General features: G+C 60.6%; 18 protein-coding genes and 1 pseudogene. 11 read left to right on the top strand and 8 right to left on the bottom strand.

Going from position 1 to position 17,775, the window contains the following annotated elements; translation table 11 throughout:
* Positions 1 to 14: 14 nt before the first annotated feature.
* Positions 15 to 2,069, bottom strand: coding sequence for a S9 family peptidase (locus M5G18_RS18650; protein WP_273896561.1), 2,055 nt, complete (start codon positions 2,067 to 2,069; stop codon positions 15 to 17).
* A gap of 99 nt (positions 2,070 to 2,168) precedes the next feature.
* On the opposite strand from M5G18_RS18650, the gene M5G18_RS18645 reads away from it, so the two are divergent.
* The 3 genes from M5G18_RS18645 to M5G18_RS18635 are packed head-to-tail and all read left to right on the top strand — an operon-like array spanning position 2,169 to position 4,018.
* Positions 2,169 to 2,669: a hypothetical protein gene (locus M5G18_RS18645; protein ID WP_039772625.1), complete on the top strand. Its 501-nt coding sequence runs from the start codon at positions 2,169 to 2,171 to the stop codon at positions 2,667 to 2,669.
* Between the two features lie 16 nt (positions 2,670 to 2,685).
* A complete protein-coding gene (locus M5G18_RS18640) occupies positions 2,686 to 3,462 on the top strand; it encodes a class II glutamine amidotransferase (RefSeq protein ID WP_007956486.1) in 777 nt (258 codons plus the stop codon).
* A 13-nt stretch (positions 3,463 to 3,475) separates the two neighbouring features.
* Entirely contained in the window at positions 3,476 to 4,018 is a 543-nt protein-coding gene (locus M5G18_RS18635; protein WP_007956487.1) for a DUF2937 family protein, read from the top strand.
* Positions 4,019 to 4,052: 34 nt separating this feature from the next.
* Here M5G18_RS18635 and M5G18_RS18630 read toward each other — a convergent pair whose 3' ends face one another.
* A complete protein-coding gene (locus M5G18_RS18630) occupies positions 4,053 to 4,964 on the bottom strand; it encodes a LysR family transcriptional regulator (protein WP_179692341.1) in 912 nt (303 codons plus the stop codon).
* Positions 4,965 to 5,110: 146 nt separating this feature from the next.
* On the opposite strand from M5G18_RS18630, the gene M5G18_RS18625 reads away from it, so the two are divergent.
* From M5G18_RS18625 to M5G18_RS18610, 4 genes are all read left to right on the top strand, one after another.
* On the top strand, positions 5,111 to 6,397 hold the full coding sequence (locus M5G18_RS18625) for an MFS transporter (protein WP_085605604.1): 1,287 nt from the start codon (positions 5,111 to 5,113) through the stop codon (positions 6,395 to 6,397).
* A 61-nt stretch (positions 6,398 to 6,458) separates the two neighbouring features.
* Entirely contained in the window at positions 6,459 to 7,211 is a 753-nt protein-coding gene (locus tag M5G18_RS18620) for a 5-oxoprolinase subunit PxpA (protein ID WP_273896562.1), read from the top strand.
* Positions 7,208 to 7,912 (top strand): 5-oxoprolinase subunit B family protein, encoded by a 705-nt coding sequence (locus M5G18_RS18615; protein ID WP_273896563.1) that lies wholly within the window; start codon positions 7,208 to 7,210, stop codon positions 7,910 to 7,912. Before M5G18_RS18620 ends, M5G18_RS18615 begins: the two co-directional genes overlap by 4 nt.
* Positions 7,909 to 8,823 (top strand): 5-oxoprolinase subunit C family protein, encoded by a 915-nt coding sequence (locus M5G18_RS18610; RefSeq protein WP_273896564.1) that lies wholly within the window; start codon positions 7,909 to 7,911, stop codon positions 8,821 to 8,823. Before M5G18_RS18615 ends, M5G18_RS18610 begins: the two co-directional genes overlap by 4 nt.
* Before the next feature lie 38 nt (positions 8,824 to 8,861).
* Here M5G18_RS18610 and M5G18_RS18605 read toward each other — a convergent pair whose 3' ends face one another.
* Positions 8,862 to 10,040 carry a vWA domain-containing protein gene (locus tag M5G18_RS18605; RefSeq protein WP_016771218.1) on the bottom strand — a complete coding sequence of 393 codons (1,179 nt, stop codon included), beginning with the start codon at positions 10,038 to 10,040 and terminating at the stop codon, positions 8,862 to 8,864.
* A 12-nt stretch (positions 10,041 to 10,052) separates the two neighbouring features.
* Positions 10,053 to 10,898, bottom strand: a complete 846-nt coding sequence (locus M5G18_RS18600) for an AAA family ATPase (RefSeq protein ID WP_007911294.1) — start codon at positions 10,896 to 10,898, stop codon at positions 10,053 to 10,055.
* A gap of 226 nt (positions 10,899 to 11,124) precedes the next feature.
* Here M5G18_RS18600 and M5G18_RS18595 point away from each other — a divergent pair.
* A pseudogene (locus M5G18_RS18595) lies at positions 11,125 to 11,391 on the top strand (DUF2442 domain-containing protein); the annotation flags it as partial.
* On the opposite strand, the gene M5G18_RS18590 reads toward M5G18_RS18595, so the two are convergent.
* Positions 11,387 to 12,463, bottom strand: coding sequence for a DUF748 domain-containing protein (locus tag M5G18_RS18590; protein ID WP_273896565.1), 1,077 nt, complete (start codon positions 12,461 to 12,463; stop codon positions 11,387 to 11,389). The pseudogene M5G18_RS18595 and the gene M5G18_RS18590 overlap by 5 nt on opposite strands.
* Before the next feature lie 128 nt (positions 12,464 to 12,591).
* Here M5G18_RS18590 and cysK point away from each other — a divergent pair, with 128 nt between their 5' ends.
* Together cysK and M5G18_RS18580 are read left to right on the top strand one after the other, a co-directional pair.
* Positions 12,592 to 13,566 carry a cysteine synthase A gene (cysK, locus tag M5G18_RS18585; RefSeq protein ID WP_007956517.1) on the top strand — a complete coding sequence of 325 codons (975 nt, stop codon included), beginning with the start codon at positions 12,592 to 12,594 and terminating at the stop codon, positions 13,564 to 13,566.
* A 187-nt stretch (positions 13,567 to 13,753) separates the two neighbouring features.
* Entirely contained in the window at positions 13,754 to 14,692 is a 939-nt protein-coding gene (locus M5G18_RS18580; protein ID WP_273896566.1) for an aspartyl/asparaginyl beta-hydroxylase domain-containing protein, read from the top strand.
* A gap of 54 nt (positions 14,693 to 14,746) precedes the next feature.
* Here the strand turns inward: M5G18_RS18580 and M5G18_RS18575 are convergent, their stop codons facing one another.
* Together M5G18_RS18575 and M5G18_RS18570 are read right to left on the bottom strand one after the other, a co-directional pair.
* Positions 14,747 to 14,947, bottom strand: a complete 201-nt coding sequence (locus tag M5G18_RS18575; protein WP_085605617.1) for a hypothetical protein — start codon at positions 14,945 to 14,947, stop codon at positions 14,747 to 14,749.
* Positions 14,944 to 15,489 (bottom strand): hypothetical protein, encoded by a 546-nt coding sequence (locus M5G18_RS18570; RefSeq protein WP_273896567.1) that lies wholly within the window; start codon positions 15,487 to 15,489, stop codon positions 14,944 to 14,946. Before M5G18_RS18570 ends, M5G18_RS18575 begins: the two co-directional genes overlap by 4 nt.
* Before the next feature lie 452 nt (positions 15,490 to 15,941).
* Between M5G18_RS18570 and M5G18_RS18565 the strand changes: the two genes are divergently transcribed.
* On the top strand, positions 15,942 to 16,805 hold the full coding sequence (locus M5G18_RS18565; protein WP_273896569.1) for a DMT family transporter: 864 nt from the start codon (positions 15,942 to 15,944) through the stop codon (positions 16,803 to 16,805).
* 57 nt (positions 16,806 to 16,862) lie between these two features.
* Here M5G18_RS18565 and M5G18_RS18560 read toward each other — a convergent pair whose 3' ends face one another.
* Positions 16,863 to 17,771 carry a DMT family transporter gene (locus M5G18_RS18560; RefSeq protein WP_273896571.1) on the bottom strand — a complete coding sequence of 303 codons (909 nt, stop codon included), beginning with the start codon at positions 17,769 to 17,771 and terminating at the stop codon, positions 16,863 to 16,865.
* Between the last annotated feature and the right edge of the window lie 4 nt (positions 17,772 to 17,775).

Raw genomic sequence — 17,775 nt, 5'->3', positions numbered from 1 at the left:
ACCGGCGGAGTTCCTCAGGCAATGCCCAGAACCTTGAAAACAAATGCATATTCGAGCGCTACGTCACGTAATCCCTGATAACGCCCGCTCATGCCGCCGTGGCCGGCGCCCAGTTCGGTCTTGAGCAGCAATGGATTGTCGTCGGTCTTGGTCGCGCGCAACTTCGCCACCCACTTGGCCGCTTCCCAATACTGCACGCGGCTGTCGTTGTAGCCGGCGATCACCAGCGTTGCGGGATACGCCTGCGCGGTGACGTTTTCGTACGGCGCGTAGGCCTTGATCCGCTCGTAAACGTCCGGCTCTTCGGGATTACCCCACTCGTCGTATTCAGTGACGGTCAGCGGCAGATCCGGGTCGAGCATGGTGTTGAGCACATCGACGAACGGCACTTCGGCAATCGCCACGCCGAACAGGTCCGGACGCTGGTTGAGCACCGCGCCGATCAGCAAGCCACCGGCGCTGCCACCGCTGATCGCCAGTTGTGGCGCGGTGGTGATGCCGTTGAGGATCAGGAATTCGGCACAGGCAATGAAGTCGCTGAAGGTGTTGTGCTTGTGCTCCTGCTTGCCGCCGCGGTACCAGGCTTCACCCAATTCACCACCACCGCGCACGTGGGCGATGGCGAACGCCATGCCGCGATCCAGCAGGCTCAGGCGAGCGTGGGAGAACCATGGGTCGAGGCTCGAACCGTAGGCGCCGTAACCGTACAGGTACAGCGGCACCGCTTTGCCGACCATTTCACGTTTCATCACCAGGCTGATCGGCACCTGGGTGCCGTCCGGCGCAGTCGCCCACAGGCGCTGGCTGACGTAGGCGTCGGCGTCGAACGGGCCGAGCACCGGGGTTTCCTTGAGGACGGTCTGTTCGCCGGTGGCGAGGATCAGTTGCCGAACCTGAGCCGGACGATTCAGCGCTTCATAGCGCAGGCGAATGCGGTCGCTTTCGAATTCAAGGCTGTTTTGCACATAGAGGCTGTAGGCCGCGTCCGGCAATTGCACGCGATAAGGCGCCAGACCGTGTGGGCGAACTTCGATGATCGGCAGACCACCTTCGCGCAGGCTCAGGGTCAGGGCTTCGGCGTTGAGGGTCACGCCATCGAGCATCACCGAATCGTTGTGCGGGATCAGGTTCTGCCAGTCGGCTTCGCTCGGTGCGATGCCGGTGTCCGGCGCCTGATACAGGGCGAAGTTGATGCCGTCGCGGTTGGTGCGGATGAACCAGGTCCACTCGCCATCGAGCTTGCCGTGATCGACGTCGTATTCGTGATCCTCGACCCGTGGCGCCAGGCAAGTGAACGGCTGCTGCGGCTGATTGGCGTCCAGCGCCCAGACTTCACTGGTGGTCTTGCTACCCAGGGACAACAACAATTGCTGCTCGGAGCTGGCGCGGTAGCAATGCAGGAAGAAACGCCCGTCCGGCTCGTGGAAGACCTCTTCGGCGGCGGTGCCGTCCAGACGATAGCGGAACAGTTTGTGCGGACGATGGGTGTCGTCGAGCACGCCGAAGAACAGCGTGAGGCTGTCATTGGCCCAGGTCATGCTGCCGTCGCAGTCCTGGAATTCCAGTTCGCTGACGCGCTCGCTGGATAGTTCCTTCACAAACAGCGTGTAAATCTCGTCGCCCGAGGCATCGACGCTGTAGGCCAGACGCTGGTGATCCGGGCTGATGCTGAAGGCGCCGAGGGAGAAAAAGCCGCCGTTGGCCAGGGCGTTAGGGTCGAGCAGCAGCTGTTCGCGGCTTTCGTCGAGGGTCAGGCTGTCGTCGGCCGGGCGCGGGCAGCGGTAGTGACGGGCGTATTCGTCACCTGCTGTGGTGCGGGTGTAATACAGGTACGGGCCCCATGGCGAGGGGAGGGACAGGTCGGTTTCGAGGATCCGGCCCTTGATCTCTTCGAACAGGGTTTCGCGCAGTTCGGCCTGATCGGCGGTCTGCGCCTGCTGATAGTCGTTTTCAGCCTTGAGGTAGTCGAGCACCGCGTCGGTGTCGCGTTCCTGCAGCCAGGCGTACGGGTCGTGACCGGCGGCCTTGTGGGCAATCGGGGCGCTGATGACGTTGGCGGATACGGGCATGGAAAGCTCTCGGACATGACAAATAAGGGCCGCACGGACGGCGGGGAAGCCTGACGTGCGAAAAGTCGTTACTATAAGCGCCTCTTTGCCTGCCTTGCCATGGACACCATGACCGAGAACGACTATCTGATCGCCTGGGGCCTTTACGCCTTTGCCGCCGTGGGCTGCCTGCTGGTGTGGATGCGCATGACCCGCTGGATGTGGCGCTGGCTGCGCGAGCCGCTGCGTGTATTGATGGCGGTGTTGCTGTTCAGCCCGACCATCATTGACCCGGTGAAGGAAAAATTCGCCCCGGCCATCGCCATCACCGCGCTGGATCTGGCGTTCAAGGTCGGCAACAACGCCTGGCGCGCGATTTCCGAACTGCTCATGTACGCCATGATCGCGTTCGGCCTGTACCTGATTTTCGTGCTGATCCGCCTGCCGATCGAACGCGCCTCCAAGGCCCGCCGGGAGCAGGCTGAAGCCGCTCGCGCAGCCGCCCGAGCCGATGACGAGCGGGACGCCGATCAACCGTTCGGCGGCGCCGGCGATGACCGCTATGGTCGCCCGCCAGTGCCGAGCAATCCGCAGCGCATGCGGGTCGAGCCGCGTCTGTAATCACGAGAGTCCGCACATGTGTGAATTACTGGGCATGAGTGCCAACGTGCCGACCGACATCGTGTTCAGCTTCACCGGGCTGATGCAGCGCGGTGGTCGCACCGGTCCGCACCGCGACGGCTGGGGCATCGGTTTCTACGAAGGGCGCGGCTTGCGCCTGTTCCAGGACCCGGCGGCCAGCAGCGAGTCGGAAGTGGCCAATCTGGTGCAGCGCTATCCGATCAAGAGCGAAGTGGTCATCGGTCATATCCGTCAGGCCAACGTCGGCAAGGTCTGCCTGTCCAACACCCATCCGTTCGTCCGTGAACTGTGGGGGCGCAACTGGTGCTTTGCACACAACGGCCAGCTCGCCGATTTCTCGCCGATCAAGAGTTTCTACCGCCCGGTCGGCGATACCGACAGCGAAGCGGCGTTCTGCGATTTGCTCAACCGCGTACGTGCAGCGTTTCCGGAACCGGTCGATATAGAGGTGCTGCTGCCGGATCTGGTCGCAGCCTGCGCTGAATATCGCAGCAAAGGCGTGTTCAACTGCCTGCTCAGCGACGGCGACTGGCTGTTCTGCTATTGCTCGACCAAACTGGCGCAGATCACCCGACGCGCACCGTTTGGCCCGGCGCGGCTCAAGGATGTCGATGTGATCGTCGACTTCCAGGCCGAAACCACGCCCAACGACGTGGTCACGGTGATTGCCACCGAACCTTTGACTGAAAACGAAACCTGGACCCGCTACGAACCGGGCCAATGGAGCCTGTGGCGACGCGGCGAATGCGTAAGCCAAGGCACGACCGAATAAGGATTGCACCCCCATGTTGCTCAGTTATCTACGGCTGGTGTTGTTTGCGGCGGGCCTGTTGATCGGTGTCCAGGTGCCGGGCTTCATCAACGATTACGCCAAGCGGGTCGAAGCGCACCTGATCGAGGCGCAGACCGGTCTGCGCGGCTTCCAGGGCACCGCCGAGCAGTTCTTCAAGGGTGATATCCAGGCGCTGGTCGCCCATTACCGTGCCAGCGAAGACCCGGTGTTTCGCAGCGATGCCGACAGCCTGAGCACCTTGCTCAACCGTCAGCTGGCGCTGGACAAGCAATTCCAGGCGATGCAGGGCCCGTGGTACATCCGCTTCCTGCAAGTGGTGCTGGCCGCCGACCCGGATATCCGCAAGGAAACCTGGAACGGCTACAGCTACCAGATCCTGCTGACGCCGGAAGCGATGATCTGGGGCATGAGCGGCGCGCTGCTGCTGTCGTTCGGTCTTGAATGCCTGTTCCGTCTGATCGACTGGGTGGTGCTGGGCGGCAAGCGCCTGCGCCAGAGCCGGCCGATTGAAGACCGGGATGTGCGAGGGTTGTAAGCTTCGATGCATCGTTCCCACGCAGTGGGAACGATCAACTTAAAGCGATGTAATCCTTGCCCACCTTGCGCGCATACCCCTCCAGCACCTGCTGACACAGCGTCACGATCTCCTCGACCCATTCCACACCGACCCGCCACGACACCACGACCTGCAGGTTCGGCGGACGCTGTTCGATGTCGAGCAAAGTCAATTCCCCCCGCGCCAGCTCCTCGGCTACCAGCACCGGCGGCAACGCGCCAATGCCGAACCCGTCGCGCAACAGCCGGGTGATCGCCGACACCGAATTCACACAGTTCAACCGTGGCGCCAGCACGCCCTGGGCCTGCATCAGCGCGAGAATGTCCTGATGCGGCCGGGAGTTTTTCGAGTAAGTGATGATCCGTTCCTGGGCCAGGTCGGCGAGGCTTTGATAGTCGCGGTTGTAGATCGAATTGCTGGCGACGATCCAGCCGATGGGGTGGCTGGCCAGTTCCAGGCTGCGCACGCTTTCCTGGCGCACCAGATCGGTTTGCAGGATCAGGTCGAGAAAGCCTTTTTGCAGCTGATCGCAGAGGTTCAGCGAGGTATCCGCCACCAACTCGATTTCCACCCGTGGGTACAGATCGGTCATTTGCGCCACCAACGGGCTGAGCCAGGTGTGAATCACCGTGTCCATCACCCCGATGCGCACTCGGCCGACCTTGCTCGATCGGGTCTCGATCGACTGCTTCAGCGCCTGCATCGTGTCGAGCATCTGCTCGGCATAGTCCAGCACTTTCAAACCTTCGGGCGTCAGGCTGACGCCGCGTGAATCACGCAGGAACAGCTTCACCCCGAGCTCGCCTTCGAGCACCGCGATCCGGCTGGAGATCGAGGCCTGGGTGGTGAACAGCTTGTCGGCGGTCAGGCGAAAACTTTTCAGCCGGGCGACCCAGACGAAGGTTTCGAGAAACTTCAGGTTCATGGCAACAAATTTTTCTTATGTCTTGGGCGGGTTTTTATTCGTTGGACGCGACCGGGTGACGCACCCAAGAATCGACGCATCCGGTTCCCACGATAGGCGTCGTCGGAGCTTCGAACAAGACCAATAAAAGCCTGCGGAGACATGCCATGAGTGCGCCCGACACCCTCGACCTCCCCAAGACTGCGGCCCGTCCCGGCCCGTTCGACTGGTATCGCAACATCAATCAGCAAGAGCGCCGCACCTTCTGGAGCTGCAAGATCGGCTACGGTCTGGACGGCATGGACACCCAGATGCTCAGCTTCGTGGTGCCGACCCTGATCGCGATGTGGGGCATCACCACCGGAGAAGCCGGCCTGATCCACACCAGCACCCTGATCGCCTCGGCCATCGGCGGTTGGGTGGCGGGAATTCTCTCCGACCGCATCGGCCGCGTGCGTACCCTGCAACTGACGGTGCTGTGGTTTGCCTTCTTCACTTTCCTTTGCGGCTTCGCCCAGAACTACGAGCAACTGCTGATCGCCCGCACCCTGATGGGCTTCGGTTTCGGTGGTGAATGGACCGCCGGCGCGGTGCTGATCGGTGAAGTGATCCGCGCCAAGGATCGCGGCAAAGCAGTCGGCATGGTGCAATCCGGCTGGGCTTTGGGTTGGGGCCTGACGGCGATTCTGTATGCGCTGCTGTTCTCGGTGTTGCCACCGGAAGACGCCTGGCGCGCACTGTTCATCCTCGGCATCGTGCCGGCGGTGTTCGTGATTTTTGTCCGCCGTCTGGTGAAAGATCCAGAGATCTACCGCGAAGCCAAGGCCAAACAAACCCCGGAGAGCCCTTCGAAGTTCTACGAGATCTTCGCCCCCGGCATGCTCTTCACCACGATTCGCGCCTCGCTGCTGACCACCGGCGCCCTCGGCGGTTACTACGCGATCACCTCCTGGCTGCCGACTTTTCTGAAGAACGAGCGTGGCTTGAGCGTACTCGGCACCGGCGGTTATCTGGCGATGGTGATCGTCGGGTCCTACGTCGGTTATGTGATCAGCGCCTATTTGACTGACCTGTTGGGCCGCAAGAAGAACTTCATCCTGTTCGCGGTCGGCTCGTTCACCATCGTTCTGCTCTACACCCAATTGCCGGTCAGCAACGGCGTGATGCTGTGGCTGGGCTTCCCGCTGGGCTTCTTCGCCTCGGGGATTTTCAGTGGCATGGGGGCGTTTCTCACCGAGCTGTTTCCAACGCGGATTCGCGGTTCGGGGCAGGGCTTCTGCTACAACATCGGTCGGGCACTGGCGGCATTGTTCCCGCTGCTGATCGGCCTGCTCAGCCAGAAAGTACCGCTGAGCGTAGGCATCGGTGCCTTTGCGGCGGTGTCCTACGGCGTGGTGATTCTCGCGGCGCTGAGCCTGCCGGAAACCCGTGGCAAGCAACTGGACGCGCAGTAACTGATAACCTGCGACAACTGTCCTACAGCATAAAAAGATAACAGCTACAGGAGTGTTCACCGTGAGCCGCCTGCTATTGAACTGTGACATCGGCGAGAGCTTCGGCAGCTGGACCATGGGTCTGGACGCGGAAGTCATGCCTTTCATCGATTGCGCCAACATTGCCTGCGGTTTTCACGCCGGCGACCCGAGCATCATGCGCAAGACCGTCAGCCTGGCCCTGAGCCACGGCGTGCAGATCGGCGCGCATCCGGCCTATCAGGATCTGGTGGGGTTCGGCCGACGCTCCATGGCTTACACTGCCCAGGAACTGCAAGACATCCTGCATTACCAGATCGGCGCTCTCGACGGCATTTGCCGTGCCCAGGGTGGCAAAGTCAGTTACGTCAAACCCCACGGCGCGATGTACAACGACATGATGGCCAACCCGGCACAGTTGCGGGCGGTGATTCAGGCAGTTGCGGCTTACGACCGGAGCTTGCCGCTGATGCTGATGGCCACCCGCGACAACTCGGCAGCCCAGCAACTCGGTGACGAATACGGCGTGACCCTGTGGTTCGAAGCCTTCGCCGACCGCGCCTACGACAGCGCCGGCCGACTGGTCTCGCGACAACTGCCGGGCGCGGTACACCACGATTCCGAAACCATCATCGGGCAAGCGCTGACCATCGCCCGTAGCGACAACCTCACCGCCAGCGACGGCAGCGCGCTGCACCTGCAAGCCAACACGCTGTGCGTGCACGGTGACAACGCCAGTTCGGTGGCCGCCGTGCAACGCATTCGTCAGGCCCTGAACGAGCAGAGCGCGCCATGAATCCGCGGGTGGAAGTGGTAGCGCTGGATTGCCTGATGCTGCGCCTGTTCGATGAAATCGCCGAAGCCAACATGCCGTGGATGCTCGCCGCCAGCGAGCGGCTGCGCGCGGTGTTCGGCGCATATCTGATCGATCTGGTGCCGTCGTACACCACGTTGATGGTGCATTACGACCTGACCGCGTTGAGCCCGAATCAGGCCCGGGAGTTGATCGCCGAAGCGCTGATCGACCTGTCGCCGAATGCGCGCACCGGCGGCCAGTGTCATGTGCTGCCGGTGTGGTACGACCTGAGCGTCGGACCGGAATTGAGTCTGCTGTCACAACGCAGCGGTTTGTCGGTGGAAGAAGTGATCCGCCGTCACAGCGCTCGGGAATATCAGGTGTTCGCGCTCGGATTCGCACCGGGGTTTGCCTTCATGGGTTTGGTGGAAGAAGTCCTGGCGGCACCGCGTCTGAATACACCACGCAAGAAAGTCGCGGCTGGCAGCGTCGGCATCGCCGAGCGGCAAACGGCCGCGTATCCGGTGGTGTCCCCCGGTGGCTGGAACCTGATCGGTCGCACGCCAGCAAAACTGTTCGACCGTGAACGCGATGGCTACAGCCTCATGCAGCCCGGCGATACCGTGCGTTTCGAAGCGGTGAGCCATGCCGAATTCATCCGCCTCGGCGGTGACGACACGCCTCTGGAGGCCTTCGCATGAGCCGACTGACGATTGAAGCAAGCACGCCGCTGTGCCTGTTGCAGGACGCCGGACGGTTTGGCATGCGCCATCTGGGCGTGACTCAGGGCGGCGCGGCGGACTGGCGGTCGATGGCTTGGGCCAACTGGCTGCTGGGCAATGGCCTGGACTTGCCAGTGATCGAAATCACCCTCGGCGGGTTTACGGTGGTGGCTGAAGAAGATTGCTTGCTGGCATTGGCGGGCGCCGATCTTGGCGCGCAGATCGACGGTGAGGCGCTGGCACCGTGGCGCAGTTTCAAACTGCGCAAAGGGCAGACTTTGACGTTCACCCAGCCGTTGCTGGGGGCGCGGGCCTATCTGGCGGCGCCCGGCGGTTTCAACGCGCCGAAAGTGCTGGGCAGCAGTGCCACGGTGGTACGTGAGGAACTCGGTGGCCTCGATGGTTTTGGCTTGCCGTTGGCCAAGGGCGCTTCGCTGAGTTATCAGGGCGAAACCCTGTTGGTGCGTGAGGTCCCGGCGGAGCATCGACCGGATCTGCGCCTCGACGCGCCACTCGATCTGGTGCTCGGCGCGCAGATCGGCCAGTTCAGCGGGCAGAGCCTGTTCGATGCATTCAACAGCGCCTGGACGCTGGACAGTCGCGCCGATCGCATGGGTATTCGGTTGCTGGGGACGGCGTTGCAGTATCAGGGCAAACCGATGATTTCCGAGGGCATCCCGCTGGGCGCGGTGCAGGTGCCGCCGGACGGGCAGCCAATCGTGTTGCTCAATGATCGGCAGACGATTGGCGGTTATCCGCGATTGGGAGCGTTGACGCCGTTGGCACTGGCGCGTCTGGCACAGTGTCTGCCGGGAGCGAAGGTCAGATTGCGTCCGGTGGTGCAGGAAGTGGCACACCGGGAGCATGTCGAATATCTGCAGCGCTTTTGATCGTTCCCCCCCGCCGCTGGCGGGGGAGTAATCCTGGATTACTTGGACAGAAACCGCATCCCTTCTTCCAGCCCGCGCAACGTCAGCGGATACATCTGGTCCTCGATCAAATCCCGCACGATATTGGTCGACGAGGTGTAGCCCCACGTATCTTTTGGGTACGGGTTGATCCAGATGAGCTTCTTGTACTTCTCCATGAAGCGCTGCATCCACACGTAACCCGGCTCTTCGTTCCAGTGCTCGACGCTGCCACCGGCCTGGGTGATTTCATAAGGCGCCATCGCGGCGTCACCGATGAAGATCACTTTGTAGTCGGCGCCGTACTTGTGCAGCAGGTCCTGGGTCGACGTGCGCTCGGAAGTGCGGCGCATGTTGTTCTTCCACACCGATTCATAAATGAAGTTGTGGAAGTAGAAGTACTCCAGATGCTTGAACTCGGTCTTGCAGGCCGAGAACAGTTCCTCGCAGATCTTCACGTGGGCGTCCATCGAGCCGCCGATGTCGAACAGCAGCAACAGCTTCACCGTATTGCGCCGTTCCGGGCGCATCTGGATGTTCAGCAGCCCGGCATCCTTGGCGGTGTGGTCGATGGTGCCGTCGATGTCCAGCTCTTCCGCCGCGCCCTGACGAGCGAATTTACGCAGGCGGCGCAGGGCGACCTTGATGTTGCGGGTGCCCAGCTCCACGGAGTCGTCGAGGTTCTTGTACTCGCGCTGATCCCAGACTTTCACCGCTTTGCCCTGGCGCTTGCCGGCGTCGCCGACCCGGATGCCTTCCGGGTTGAAACCGCCGGAGCCGAACGGGCTGGTGCCGCCGGTGCCGATCCATTTGTTGCCGCCGGCGTGGCGTTCCTTCTGTTCTTCCAGGCGTTTCTTGAACTCTTCGATCAGCTTGTCCAGACCGCCGAGGGACTGGATCTGCGCGCGTTCCTCGTCGCTCAGCGAGCGCTCGAATTCCTTGCGCAGCCAGTCTTCGGGGATCAGCGCCTGCAAGTGATCGTCGAGCTTTTCCAGGCCATTGAAGTAGGCACCGAACGCACGGTCGAACTTGTCGAAATGCCGTTCGTCCTTCACCAGAATCGCCCGCGACAAGTAGTAGAACTCGTCCATGTCGGCGAAGGTCACGCGCTGTTTCAGCGCGTTGATCAGGTCGAGCAGCTCGCGCACCGACACCGGCACCTTGGCTGCACGCATTTCATTGAACAGGTTGAGCAACATGGCATCAGCCTCTTAGCGGGTGCCGCGACGGCTCATGAACGCCAGGCGCTCAAGCAGTTGCACGTCCTGTTCGTTCTTCACCAGAGCACCGGCCAGCGGCGGGATGGCTTTGGTCGGATCGCGTTCGCGCAGCACGGCTTCGCCGATGTTGTCGGCCATCAGCAGTTTCAGCCAATCGACCAGTTCGGAGGTCGAAGGCTTCTTCTTCAGGCCCGGCACCTTGCGCACGTCGAAGAACACGTCCAGCGCTTCGCTGACCAGATCCTTCTTGATGTCCGGGTAGTGAACGTCGACGATTTTCTGCAGGGTGGTGCGGTCGGGGAAGGCGATGTAGTGGAAGAAGCAGCGACGCAGGAACGCGTCCGGCAGCTCTTTCTCGTTGTTGGAGGTAATGATGATGATCGGACGCTTCTTGGCCTTGATGGTCTCGTCGATTTCGTAAACGTAGAACTCCATCTTGTCGAGTTCTTGCAACAGGTCGTTGGGGAACTCGATGTCGGCCTTGTCGATTTCGTCGATCAGCAGGATGACCCGTTCTTCAGACTCGAACGCTTCCCAGAGCTTGCCCTTCTTCAGGTAGTTGCGCACGTCGTGGACTTTTTCATTGCCCAGTTGCGAGTCGCGCAGACGGCTGACCGCATCGTACTCGTACAGGCCCTGATGGGCCTTGGTGGTGGACTTGATGTGCCAGGTGATCAGCTTGGCGCCGAACGATTCGGCCAGTTGCTCGGCGAGCATGGTCTTGCCGGTGCCCGGTTCGCCCTTGACCAGCAGCGGCCGCTCCAGGGTGATGGCGGCGTTGACCGCCAGCTTCAGGTCATCGGTGGCGACGTAGGCCTGGGTGCCTTCGAACTTCATCTGCTAATCCTCGAACGGTAACGCCGACCTGAACGGGCAGGGCGGGGGCGAAATAATCGGATGCCCGACTATAACGCGCGGCCCGGTCGACTGTGAACGCAGACGGCTTATTCAGTCTCTGAATGGGGCGTCACATGTTGACTCAGTTTCGGCGCAAAGCCAGCATTCAGCGAGCATCGGTTTGGAAGTAGCCTGCTGAACCTGTCTGATTAGAGGATCGGAACCGATGTCGCCCAAGAAACGCCCTCGTTTATCGGCTGTACAGCCTTTGGCAGATTTTCGCCTGGCGCTGACCTTTATTGAGGGGCAGCAATTGATTGTCGATTTGAGCCAGGACCTGGAAAGGTATCCAGGCCTCAAGCCATTGCTTGATCCGGAGGTATTCGGCGCTGCAATCATCGGAGTTGATGGCTGGAGTGTGGATTGGCCGGATCCGGATATTCAGATCGGCGCAGACACCTTGTATCTGGATGCGCTCGCGCAGTGCGCTAGCCCGCATCCGGCTTCGGCCGTTCGTACCGGGCATTGAATGCCTGGATGAATCCGTTGCGCAAAATCTGCAAAAACGCTTCGAACGCGCTGATATCTTGCTGGTGCACGCTGCCGCTGAGTTCAACCCGGGTGGCGAACTGGTTTTTGCCCTGGTTTTTCAGCACGGTTTCAGTGCCGCCGACCAGTGCTTCCCAGATCGAGCGGAAGATGCCCTTGTTCTTGTTCTCGACATCCTGCTGCCAGTTGAATACGTCGACGTCGCGCAGCAGCGGTTTGATGTAGCCCTTGAGCTGGCCCTTGTTGGCGGCGGCTTCGATGACCACGTCGCCGTGGCCGGCATTGAAGTCGAACTTGCCGTAGGCCGAGGCGAAGTCGTTCATGCGCTTGAGTTCGATGTCCCGGGCCCGCAGGCGAAATTCGAAGTCTTCGAAGTTGCTCAACGGGTCGAAGGTGGCGCTGGTTTCCAGCGGCGCATGGCCCAGCAGCAGGGCTTTGCCTTCGAAGCGGGCGTCGCGTTTGCCCTTGGTGTCGACCACGTTGGTCAGGTTGTAGATGCTCGCGTCGACATTCGTCGCATTCATGTTCACCGGCGGTTTTGAGTTGAAGTTGCGAAAGCTGATGCGGCCATCGTTGATCTGTACCTCGTCGAGGGTGATCGGCAGCAATTTGCCCAGCTGCGCGCGCCAGTCGGTGCCTTGACCGGTCTGGGAGTTCTGCTTGTTGGCCCCGCCATCGACGAAGTTCACCTGCGGTTTGAAGAATTTCACCTGCGCCACCACCGCATGGTCGTACCACAGCGAGTGCCAGCTGACGGACAGGTCGATCAGCGGCGCATCGACGAACGGCACCGGCACCTTGCCGTCGACCTTGACGATCTTCAGGCCGTTGATCTTGTAGGCCCCGCGCCAGAGCGCCAGATCAACGTCGGTGATCTGGCCGCGGTAGTCGCCCATGTTGGCCAGTTTGTCATTCAGATAGTCGCGCACGATGTAGGGCAGGGCGATGTGCAGGGCGACCAGCAACACAACGAGGGTGGCGAGAATCCACAACGGCCAGCGGTAGCGACGCTTCATGGCAGCAAATCCCGAACGGTGTAAAGCGATTGACTGCCGCCTGCCGCAGACGTTCGGCCCGACTGGACTGAGAAGGGCAACAGGCTTACCTTGGAGAGCTGAATTCAACGCTGCATAAGGACCCAGCCATGAGCCGCATTTTTGCTGACAACGCCCACTCCATCGGCAACACGCCGCTGGTGCAGATCAACCGCATCGCGCCCCGTGGCGTGACCATTCTGGCCAAGATCGAAGGTCGCAACCCGGGCTACTCGGTCAAGTGCCGGATTGGCGCCAACATGATCTGGGACGCCGAAAGCAGCGGCAAACTCAAGCCGGGCATGACCATCGTCGAGCCGACCTCCGGCAACACCGGCATCGGCCTGGCATTTGTCGCTGCCGCTCGCGGTTACAAACTGCTGCTGACCATGCCGGCCTCGATGAGCATCGAGCGGCGCAAGGTGCTCAAGGCACTGGGCGCCGAGCTGGTGCTGACCGAGCCGGCCAAGGGCATGAAGGGCGCGATCGAAAAGGCCGCAGAGATCGTCGCCAGCGACGCAGGCAAATACTTCATGCCGGCCCAGTTCGATAATCCGGCCAACCCGGCCATCCACGAAAAAACCACCGGCCCGGAAATCTGGAACGACACCGATGGCGCCATCGATGTGCTGGTCGCAGGCGTCGGCACCGGCGGAACCATTACCGGCGTGTCGCGGTATATCAAGAATACGGCGGGCAAACCGATTCTGTCGGTGGCGGTGGAACCGGTGTCCTCGCCGGTGATTACCCAGGCGCTGGCGGGCGAAGAGATCAAGCCGAGCCCACACAAGATTCAGGGCATCGGTGCCGGTTTTGTGCCGAAGAACCTTGATCTGTCGATGGTTGACCGGGTCGAGCTGGTGACGGATGACGAGTCCAAGGCCATGGCGCTGCGCCTGATGCAGGAGGAGGGGATCCTGTGCGGCATTTCCTGTGGTGCGGCCATGTCGGTGGCGGTGCGCTTGGCGGAAACCCCGGAAATGCAGGGCAAGACCATCGTCGTGGTATTGCCGGATTCCGGTGAGCGTTACCTGTCGAGCATGCTGTTCAGCGATCTGTTCACCGATCAGGAGAACCAGCAGTAAGTGGCGTGTTGATTCAGGTCAGCCAAGGTTCAGGATCGCTATGTTAAGAAGTGCTTTGTTGCGCAATTTTTAACACTGAATCCTGAATCGGGCGGGTTTTTCCCGGAGCCGGTAGTGTTTATCATGGCCGGCCGCCATGTCGGGTAAATGACATTGCGCAGTGTTGTCTTTTTTCAAGGAGTTGTTGATGACCTTTCCGTTTGCCGCCAAGGCGTTGGTGTTGTTGCTGTTTCTGGGCAGCACGCTCTATGTGCATTTGCGCGGCAAGGCGCGTTTGCCGGTGCTGCGTCAGTTCGTCAACCACTCGGCGCTGTTCGCCCCGTATAACGCCTTGATGTACCTGTTCTCCGGCGTGCCGTCCAAGCCGTATCTGGATCGCAGCAAGTTTCCGGAACTGGACGTGTTGCGTGATAACTGGGAAATCATTCGCGACGAGGCTATGCACCTGTTCGACGAGGGCTACATCCGCGCCGCCGAGAAGAACAACGATGCCGGTTTCGGCTCGTTCTTCAAGAAGGGCTGGAAGCGTTTCTACCTCAAGTGGTACGACAAACCGCTGCCATCGGCCGAAACCCTGTGCCCGAAAACCGTGGCGCTGGTCAGTGCCATCCCCAACGTCAAAGGCGCAATGTTCGCCCTGTTGCCGGGCGGCAGCCATTTGAACCCGCACCGCGATCCGTTTGCCGGTTCCCTGCGTTATCACCTCGGCCTGTCGACGCCGAACTCCGACGATTGCCGGATTTTCGTCGACGGTCAGGTCTACGCCTGGCGCGACGGTGAAGACGTGATGTTCGACGAAACCTACGTGCACTGGGTCAAGAACGAAACCGACAAGACCCGTGTCATCCTGTTCTGCGACATCGAGCGCCCGCTGAGCAATCGTCTGATGACCCGCATCAACCGCTTCATCAGCGCCTGGCTGGGCCGTGCCACGGCACCGCAGAACCTTGACGACGAGCGCGTCGGCGGGATCAACCAGGCTTACGCGTGGAGCAAGAACTTCAGCGACAAGTTCAGCGGTGCGGTCAAACAGTGGAAACGCCGCAATCCAAAGGCCTACCGTGTGATGCGGCCGGTACTGGCGGTGGTGGTGTTGACGTTGCTTGGGTATTGGCTGTTTGGTTGAGGCTGGATGCAGATGCAAAAAACCGCTCGTTTGAGCGGTTTTTTGTTTTCGGAATCAGGGACGGCCAGCAAGTAAGCTTGGTTCATCGATAGCGGTGCCGGTTGCAATGATCTGTAAGAGCCGTCGTTGACTGGCTGTCAGAACTGTCGGATCAGATTCACCCCTTATTGCATGCGCTTTTTTCTTTCTGGGGGATTTTTTTATTTCTTTGCGCATATTCCCACCTTGGTTGATCAATATTTGAGCGTTTTTCACAATACTAGGCTCCCTACTGTTTTGACAAGGCGACCCTCGTTATCCAATCCGAAGCCGAGTTGTTCGTAAATTGGTATTGCTCCCTGGAATGGTTCTTGAGCCTCGATCAAGCTACTGCCAATGATGCGGGCGTATTGCTCAATTGCCAGAACGGATAGCGGTACAACACGGTTCTTCAATGGATGTGTTTCTCTTGGCCGCCCCTCCAGTCGTACGATTCGGATGCGTTGTCGACTTTTATTCGGGTTGGCAAAGCAAAGTCCGCACAGTTCAGATTCAAACCAGATTGCGATGTCGAGAGCGAGAGGTTCGCGCGCTTTCCATCCAATGACTTCTTCCCATGAAAAATGCGGGCTCTCCCAACACTCAAAAGCACTCAGCGCCAACGAGTCGATGGTTTCGAAACGTACTTTCGAAAGGTCAAGCGTTGTGGGACCAGCCATCTCCAGGTCAATCTGGAGTTGAGTCGTGGCAAGGCGGGCAAGCTTCCTGGCTTGCGATTTGTACAACTGATACCGCAGATGATTCCGTTCCCTTGGCATATGATCTCGCGCATTCCATGTCCCCCATCGATGGTCGTTGCAATTGCAAACGAGCCTATGCGCCTGCCTCCTGCCTGTCGCTACTGGCCCTTTGTCCAAGTCGTTGCAATCCATGTCGCGGGCTGGTTATAGTCGGCGCTCGTAAGTCCCACGACTCTCACCTTTCAACCCTTCAAAAAAGATCAGCCCAGATGCCTGCATCCCTCATCAACGCGGTAGTCGATTCAGCGGTCAACGCTGGCGTCGTGCCGTGCGGGAAACAGCAGCCTGTGCAGATCAGTCATTACCCTCCACCTGTCCGTAGCACGCCGGTGTGCGCAGTCGTATCACCGCCGGGCGTTGGTGTTTCGGGCTGATCAGCGTTTTCTGCTGACCCCTGTGCCCGCCTGAAAAAACCTACTGAATTTCAGCTTCGGCTGAGTTGGCTATTTGCCTGACTACAGGTGGTATTCATGTTTGTCCTTTCGAAAAAGTCCGCGCTCGCGGCGGCGTCCACGAGCCTGTTCGTTCTGCTGTGGAGCAGCGGGGCGATCTTCTCCAAGTGGGGGCTGGCCCACGCTTCGCCCTTTGCCTTTCTGCTGATCCGTTTTGTGATTGCCCTGTGCGGGCTGGTGCTGCTGGTGCCGTTGCTCAAGTTGAAACTGCCCAAGGGCGGCAAGCCGATGCTGTACGCGATGGCCACCGGCGTGGTGCTGCTGGGGGCCTATCAGATCTTTTATCTGCTGGCGCTGGACCTGAAGGTCACGCCCGGGGTGATGGCGACCATCATGGGCGTGCAGCCGATCCTCACGGTGGTGATCATGGAGCGGCAGCGCTCGGCGAGCCGAATCTTTGGGCTGGCGTTGGGATTGGCCGGTCTGATCATGGTGGTTTACCAGGGCATCGGTCTGGCCGGAATGTCGCTGGCGGGAATGTTGTTCGGGCTGCTGGCGCTGGCGAGCATGACCTTCGGCTCGATCATGCAGAAGCGCATCACCGACAATCCCCTCGGCACGCTGCCGGTGCAATATCTGGCCGGTCTGTTGCTGTGCGGGATTTTCGTGCCGTTCCAGCCGTTCCATTTCGAGCACGGCGCCGGTTTCATCGTGCCGGTGTTGTGGATGGGGCTGGTGGTTTCCGTGCTGGCGACGTTGTTGCTGTATCGACTGATCGCCCGGGGCAATCTGGTGAATGTCACCAGTCTGTTCTATCTGGTGCCGGCCGTGACGGCGGTGATGGACTATCTGATCTTCGGCAATCGCCTGGCCGCGTTAAGCGTGCTGGGAATGCTGTTGATCATCGTCGGTCTGGTGTTCGTGTTCCGTAAATCGGCATAACAGCCGCGCATGAAAAAGGCCCGGGAGGAAACTCCCGGGCCTTTGTGCATCTGCGAATCAGCGGGCGGTGATTTCTGCCGGCTTCACTGCCGCGGGTTTCAACACCAGCCACAGCGCAATCGCGATCAACACCCCGCCATACACGTGCGCCATCGATAGCGGCTCATCGAGAAACAGCGCCCCCCACAACACGCCGAACGGCGGAATCATGAAGGTCACGGTCATCGACTTCACCGGCCCGATGGAGCTCAGCAGGCGGAAGTAAATGATGTAGGCAAACGCGGTGCAGCCCAGACCCAGGCCCAGCAGCGACAGCCAGACATTCCAGCCACCCCAGCTCACGGGCGGCTGAGTGATGACGCTGTAACCGAACAGCGGCAACAGAAACAGGGTCGCACCGAGCATGCTGCCCAGCGCCGACAGACGACTGTCGAGCCCACCGGCCTGATCCAGCCAGCGTCGGGCGAGGAACCCGGCGAAGCCATAGCAAGTGGTTGCGAGCAGGCAGGCAACGGCGCCCATCAGCAGCTGCAGATCGAACGCGACCGGGCCGGCGCGGGTCAGCACACCCACTCCGAGCAGGCCGAGGAACACCCCGGCGAGTTTGGCCAGCGTCAGTTTTTCACTGAAGAACAACCCGCCGATCAACACGCCCATCAACGGCGTGGTGGCATTGAAGATTGCCGAATAACCGGCCGGCAACACCTGGGCGGCGACCGAATACAGCGTCGCCGGCACGCCGGAGTTGATCACGCCGAGCATCATCACGGTCTTGAGCTTGCCTTTGAAATCCCAGCTGATGCGCATCAGCCCGAGAATTACCAGCAGGCCGACGGCGGCAATCGAAACGCGGAAGAATCCGGTCGGAACCGTACCGATCGCGGGGGCGATGATGCGCATGAACAGGAAGCTCGCGCCCCAGATGGCAGCCAGCGACAACATGCGGAAAATATCGACAGGGCTCACGGGC

Origin of the sequence: Pseudomonas aphyarum (genome assembly GCF_028657055.1) — a bacterium.
GTDB classification, from domain to species: Bacteria; Pseudomonadota; Gammaproteobacteria; order Pseudomonadales; family Pseudomonadaceae; genus Aquipseudomonas; species Aquipseudomonas aphyarum.
The sequence above is the reverse complement of the archived record's forward strand: the minus strand, read 5'-3'. Positions and strand labels throughout refer to the sequence as shown.

Excerpts from the sequence above, each read along its gene's own strand:
- M5G18_RS18635 (WP_007956487.1), top strand. The coding sequence starts at position 3,476 with ATGTTGCTCAGTTATCTACGGCTGGTGTTGTTTGCGGCGGGCCTGTTG.
- cysK (WP_007956517.1), top strand. The coding sequence starts at position 12,592 with ATGAGCCGCATTTTTGCTGACAACGCCCACTCCATCGGCAACACGCCG.
- M5G18_RS18570 (WP_273896567.1), bottom strand. The coding sequence starts at position 15,489 with ATGCCAAGGGAACGGAATCATCTGCGGTATCAGTTGTACAAATCGCAA.
- M5G18_RS18615 (WP_273896563.1), top strand. The coding sequence starts at position 7,208 with ATGAATCCGCGGGTGGAAGTGGTAGCGCTGGATTGCCTGATGCTGCGC.
- M5G18_RS18645 (WP_039772625.1), top strand. The coding sequence starts at position 2,169 with ATGGACACCATGACCGAGAACGACTATCTGATCGCCTGGGGCCTTTAC.
- M5G18_RS18640 (WP_007956486.1), top strand. The coding sequence starts at position 2,686 with ATGTGTGAATTACTGGGCATGAGTGCCAACGTGCCGACCGACATCGTG.
- M5G18_RS18610 (WP_273896564.1), top strand. The coding sequence starts at position 7,909 with ATGAGCCGACTGACGATTGAAGCAAGCACGCCGCTGTGCCTGTTGCAG.
- M5G18_RS18625 (WP_085605604.1), top strand. The coding sequence starts at position 5,111 with ATGAGTGCGCCCGACACCCTCGACCTCCCCAAGACTGCGGCCCGTCCC.
- M5G18_RS18650 (WP_273896561.1), bottom strand. The coding sequence starts at position 2,069 with ATGCCCGTATCCGCCAACGTCATCAGCGCCCCGATTGCCCACAAGGCC.
- M5G18_RS18590 (WP_273896565.1), bottom strand. The coding sequence starts at position 12,463 with ATGAAGCGTCGCTACCGCTGGCCGTTGTGGATTCTCGCCACCCTCGTT.
- M5G18_RS18565 (WP_273896569.1), top strand. The coding sequence starts at position 15,942 with ATGTTTGTCCTTTCGAAAAAGTCCGCGCTCGCGGCGGCGTCCACGAGC.
- M5G18_RS18605 (WP_016771218.1), bottom strand. The coding sequence starts at position 10,040 with ATGTTGCTCAACCTGTTCAATGAAATGCGTGCAGCCAAGGTGCCGGTG.
- M5G18_RS18580 (WP_273896566.1), top strand. The coding sequence starts at position 13,754 with ATGACCTTTCCGTTTGCCGCCAAGGCGTTGGTGTTGTTGCTGTTTCTG.
- M5G18_RS18630 (WP_179692341.1), bottom strand. The coding sequence starts at position 4,964 with ATGAACCTGAAGTTTCTCGAAACCTTCGTCTGGGTCGCCCGGCTGAAA.
- M5G18_RS18600 (WP_007911294.1), bottom strand. The coding sequence starts at position 10,898 with ATGAAGTTCGAAGGCACCCAGGCCTACGTCGCCACCGATGACCTGAAG.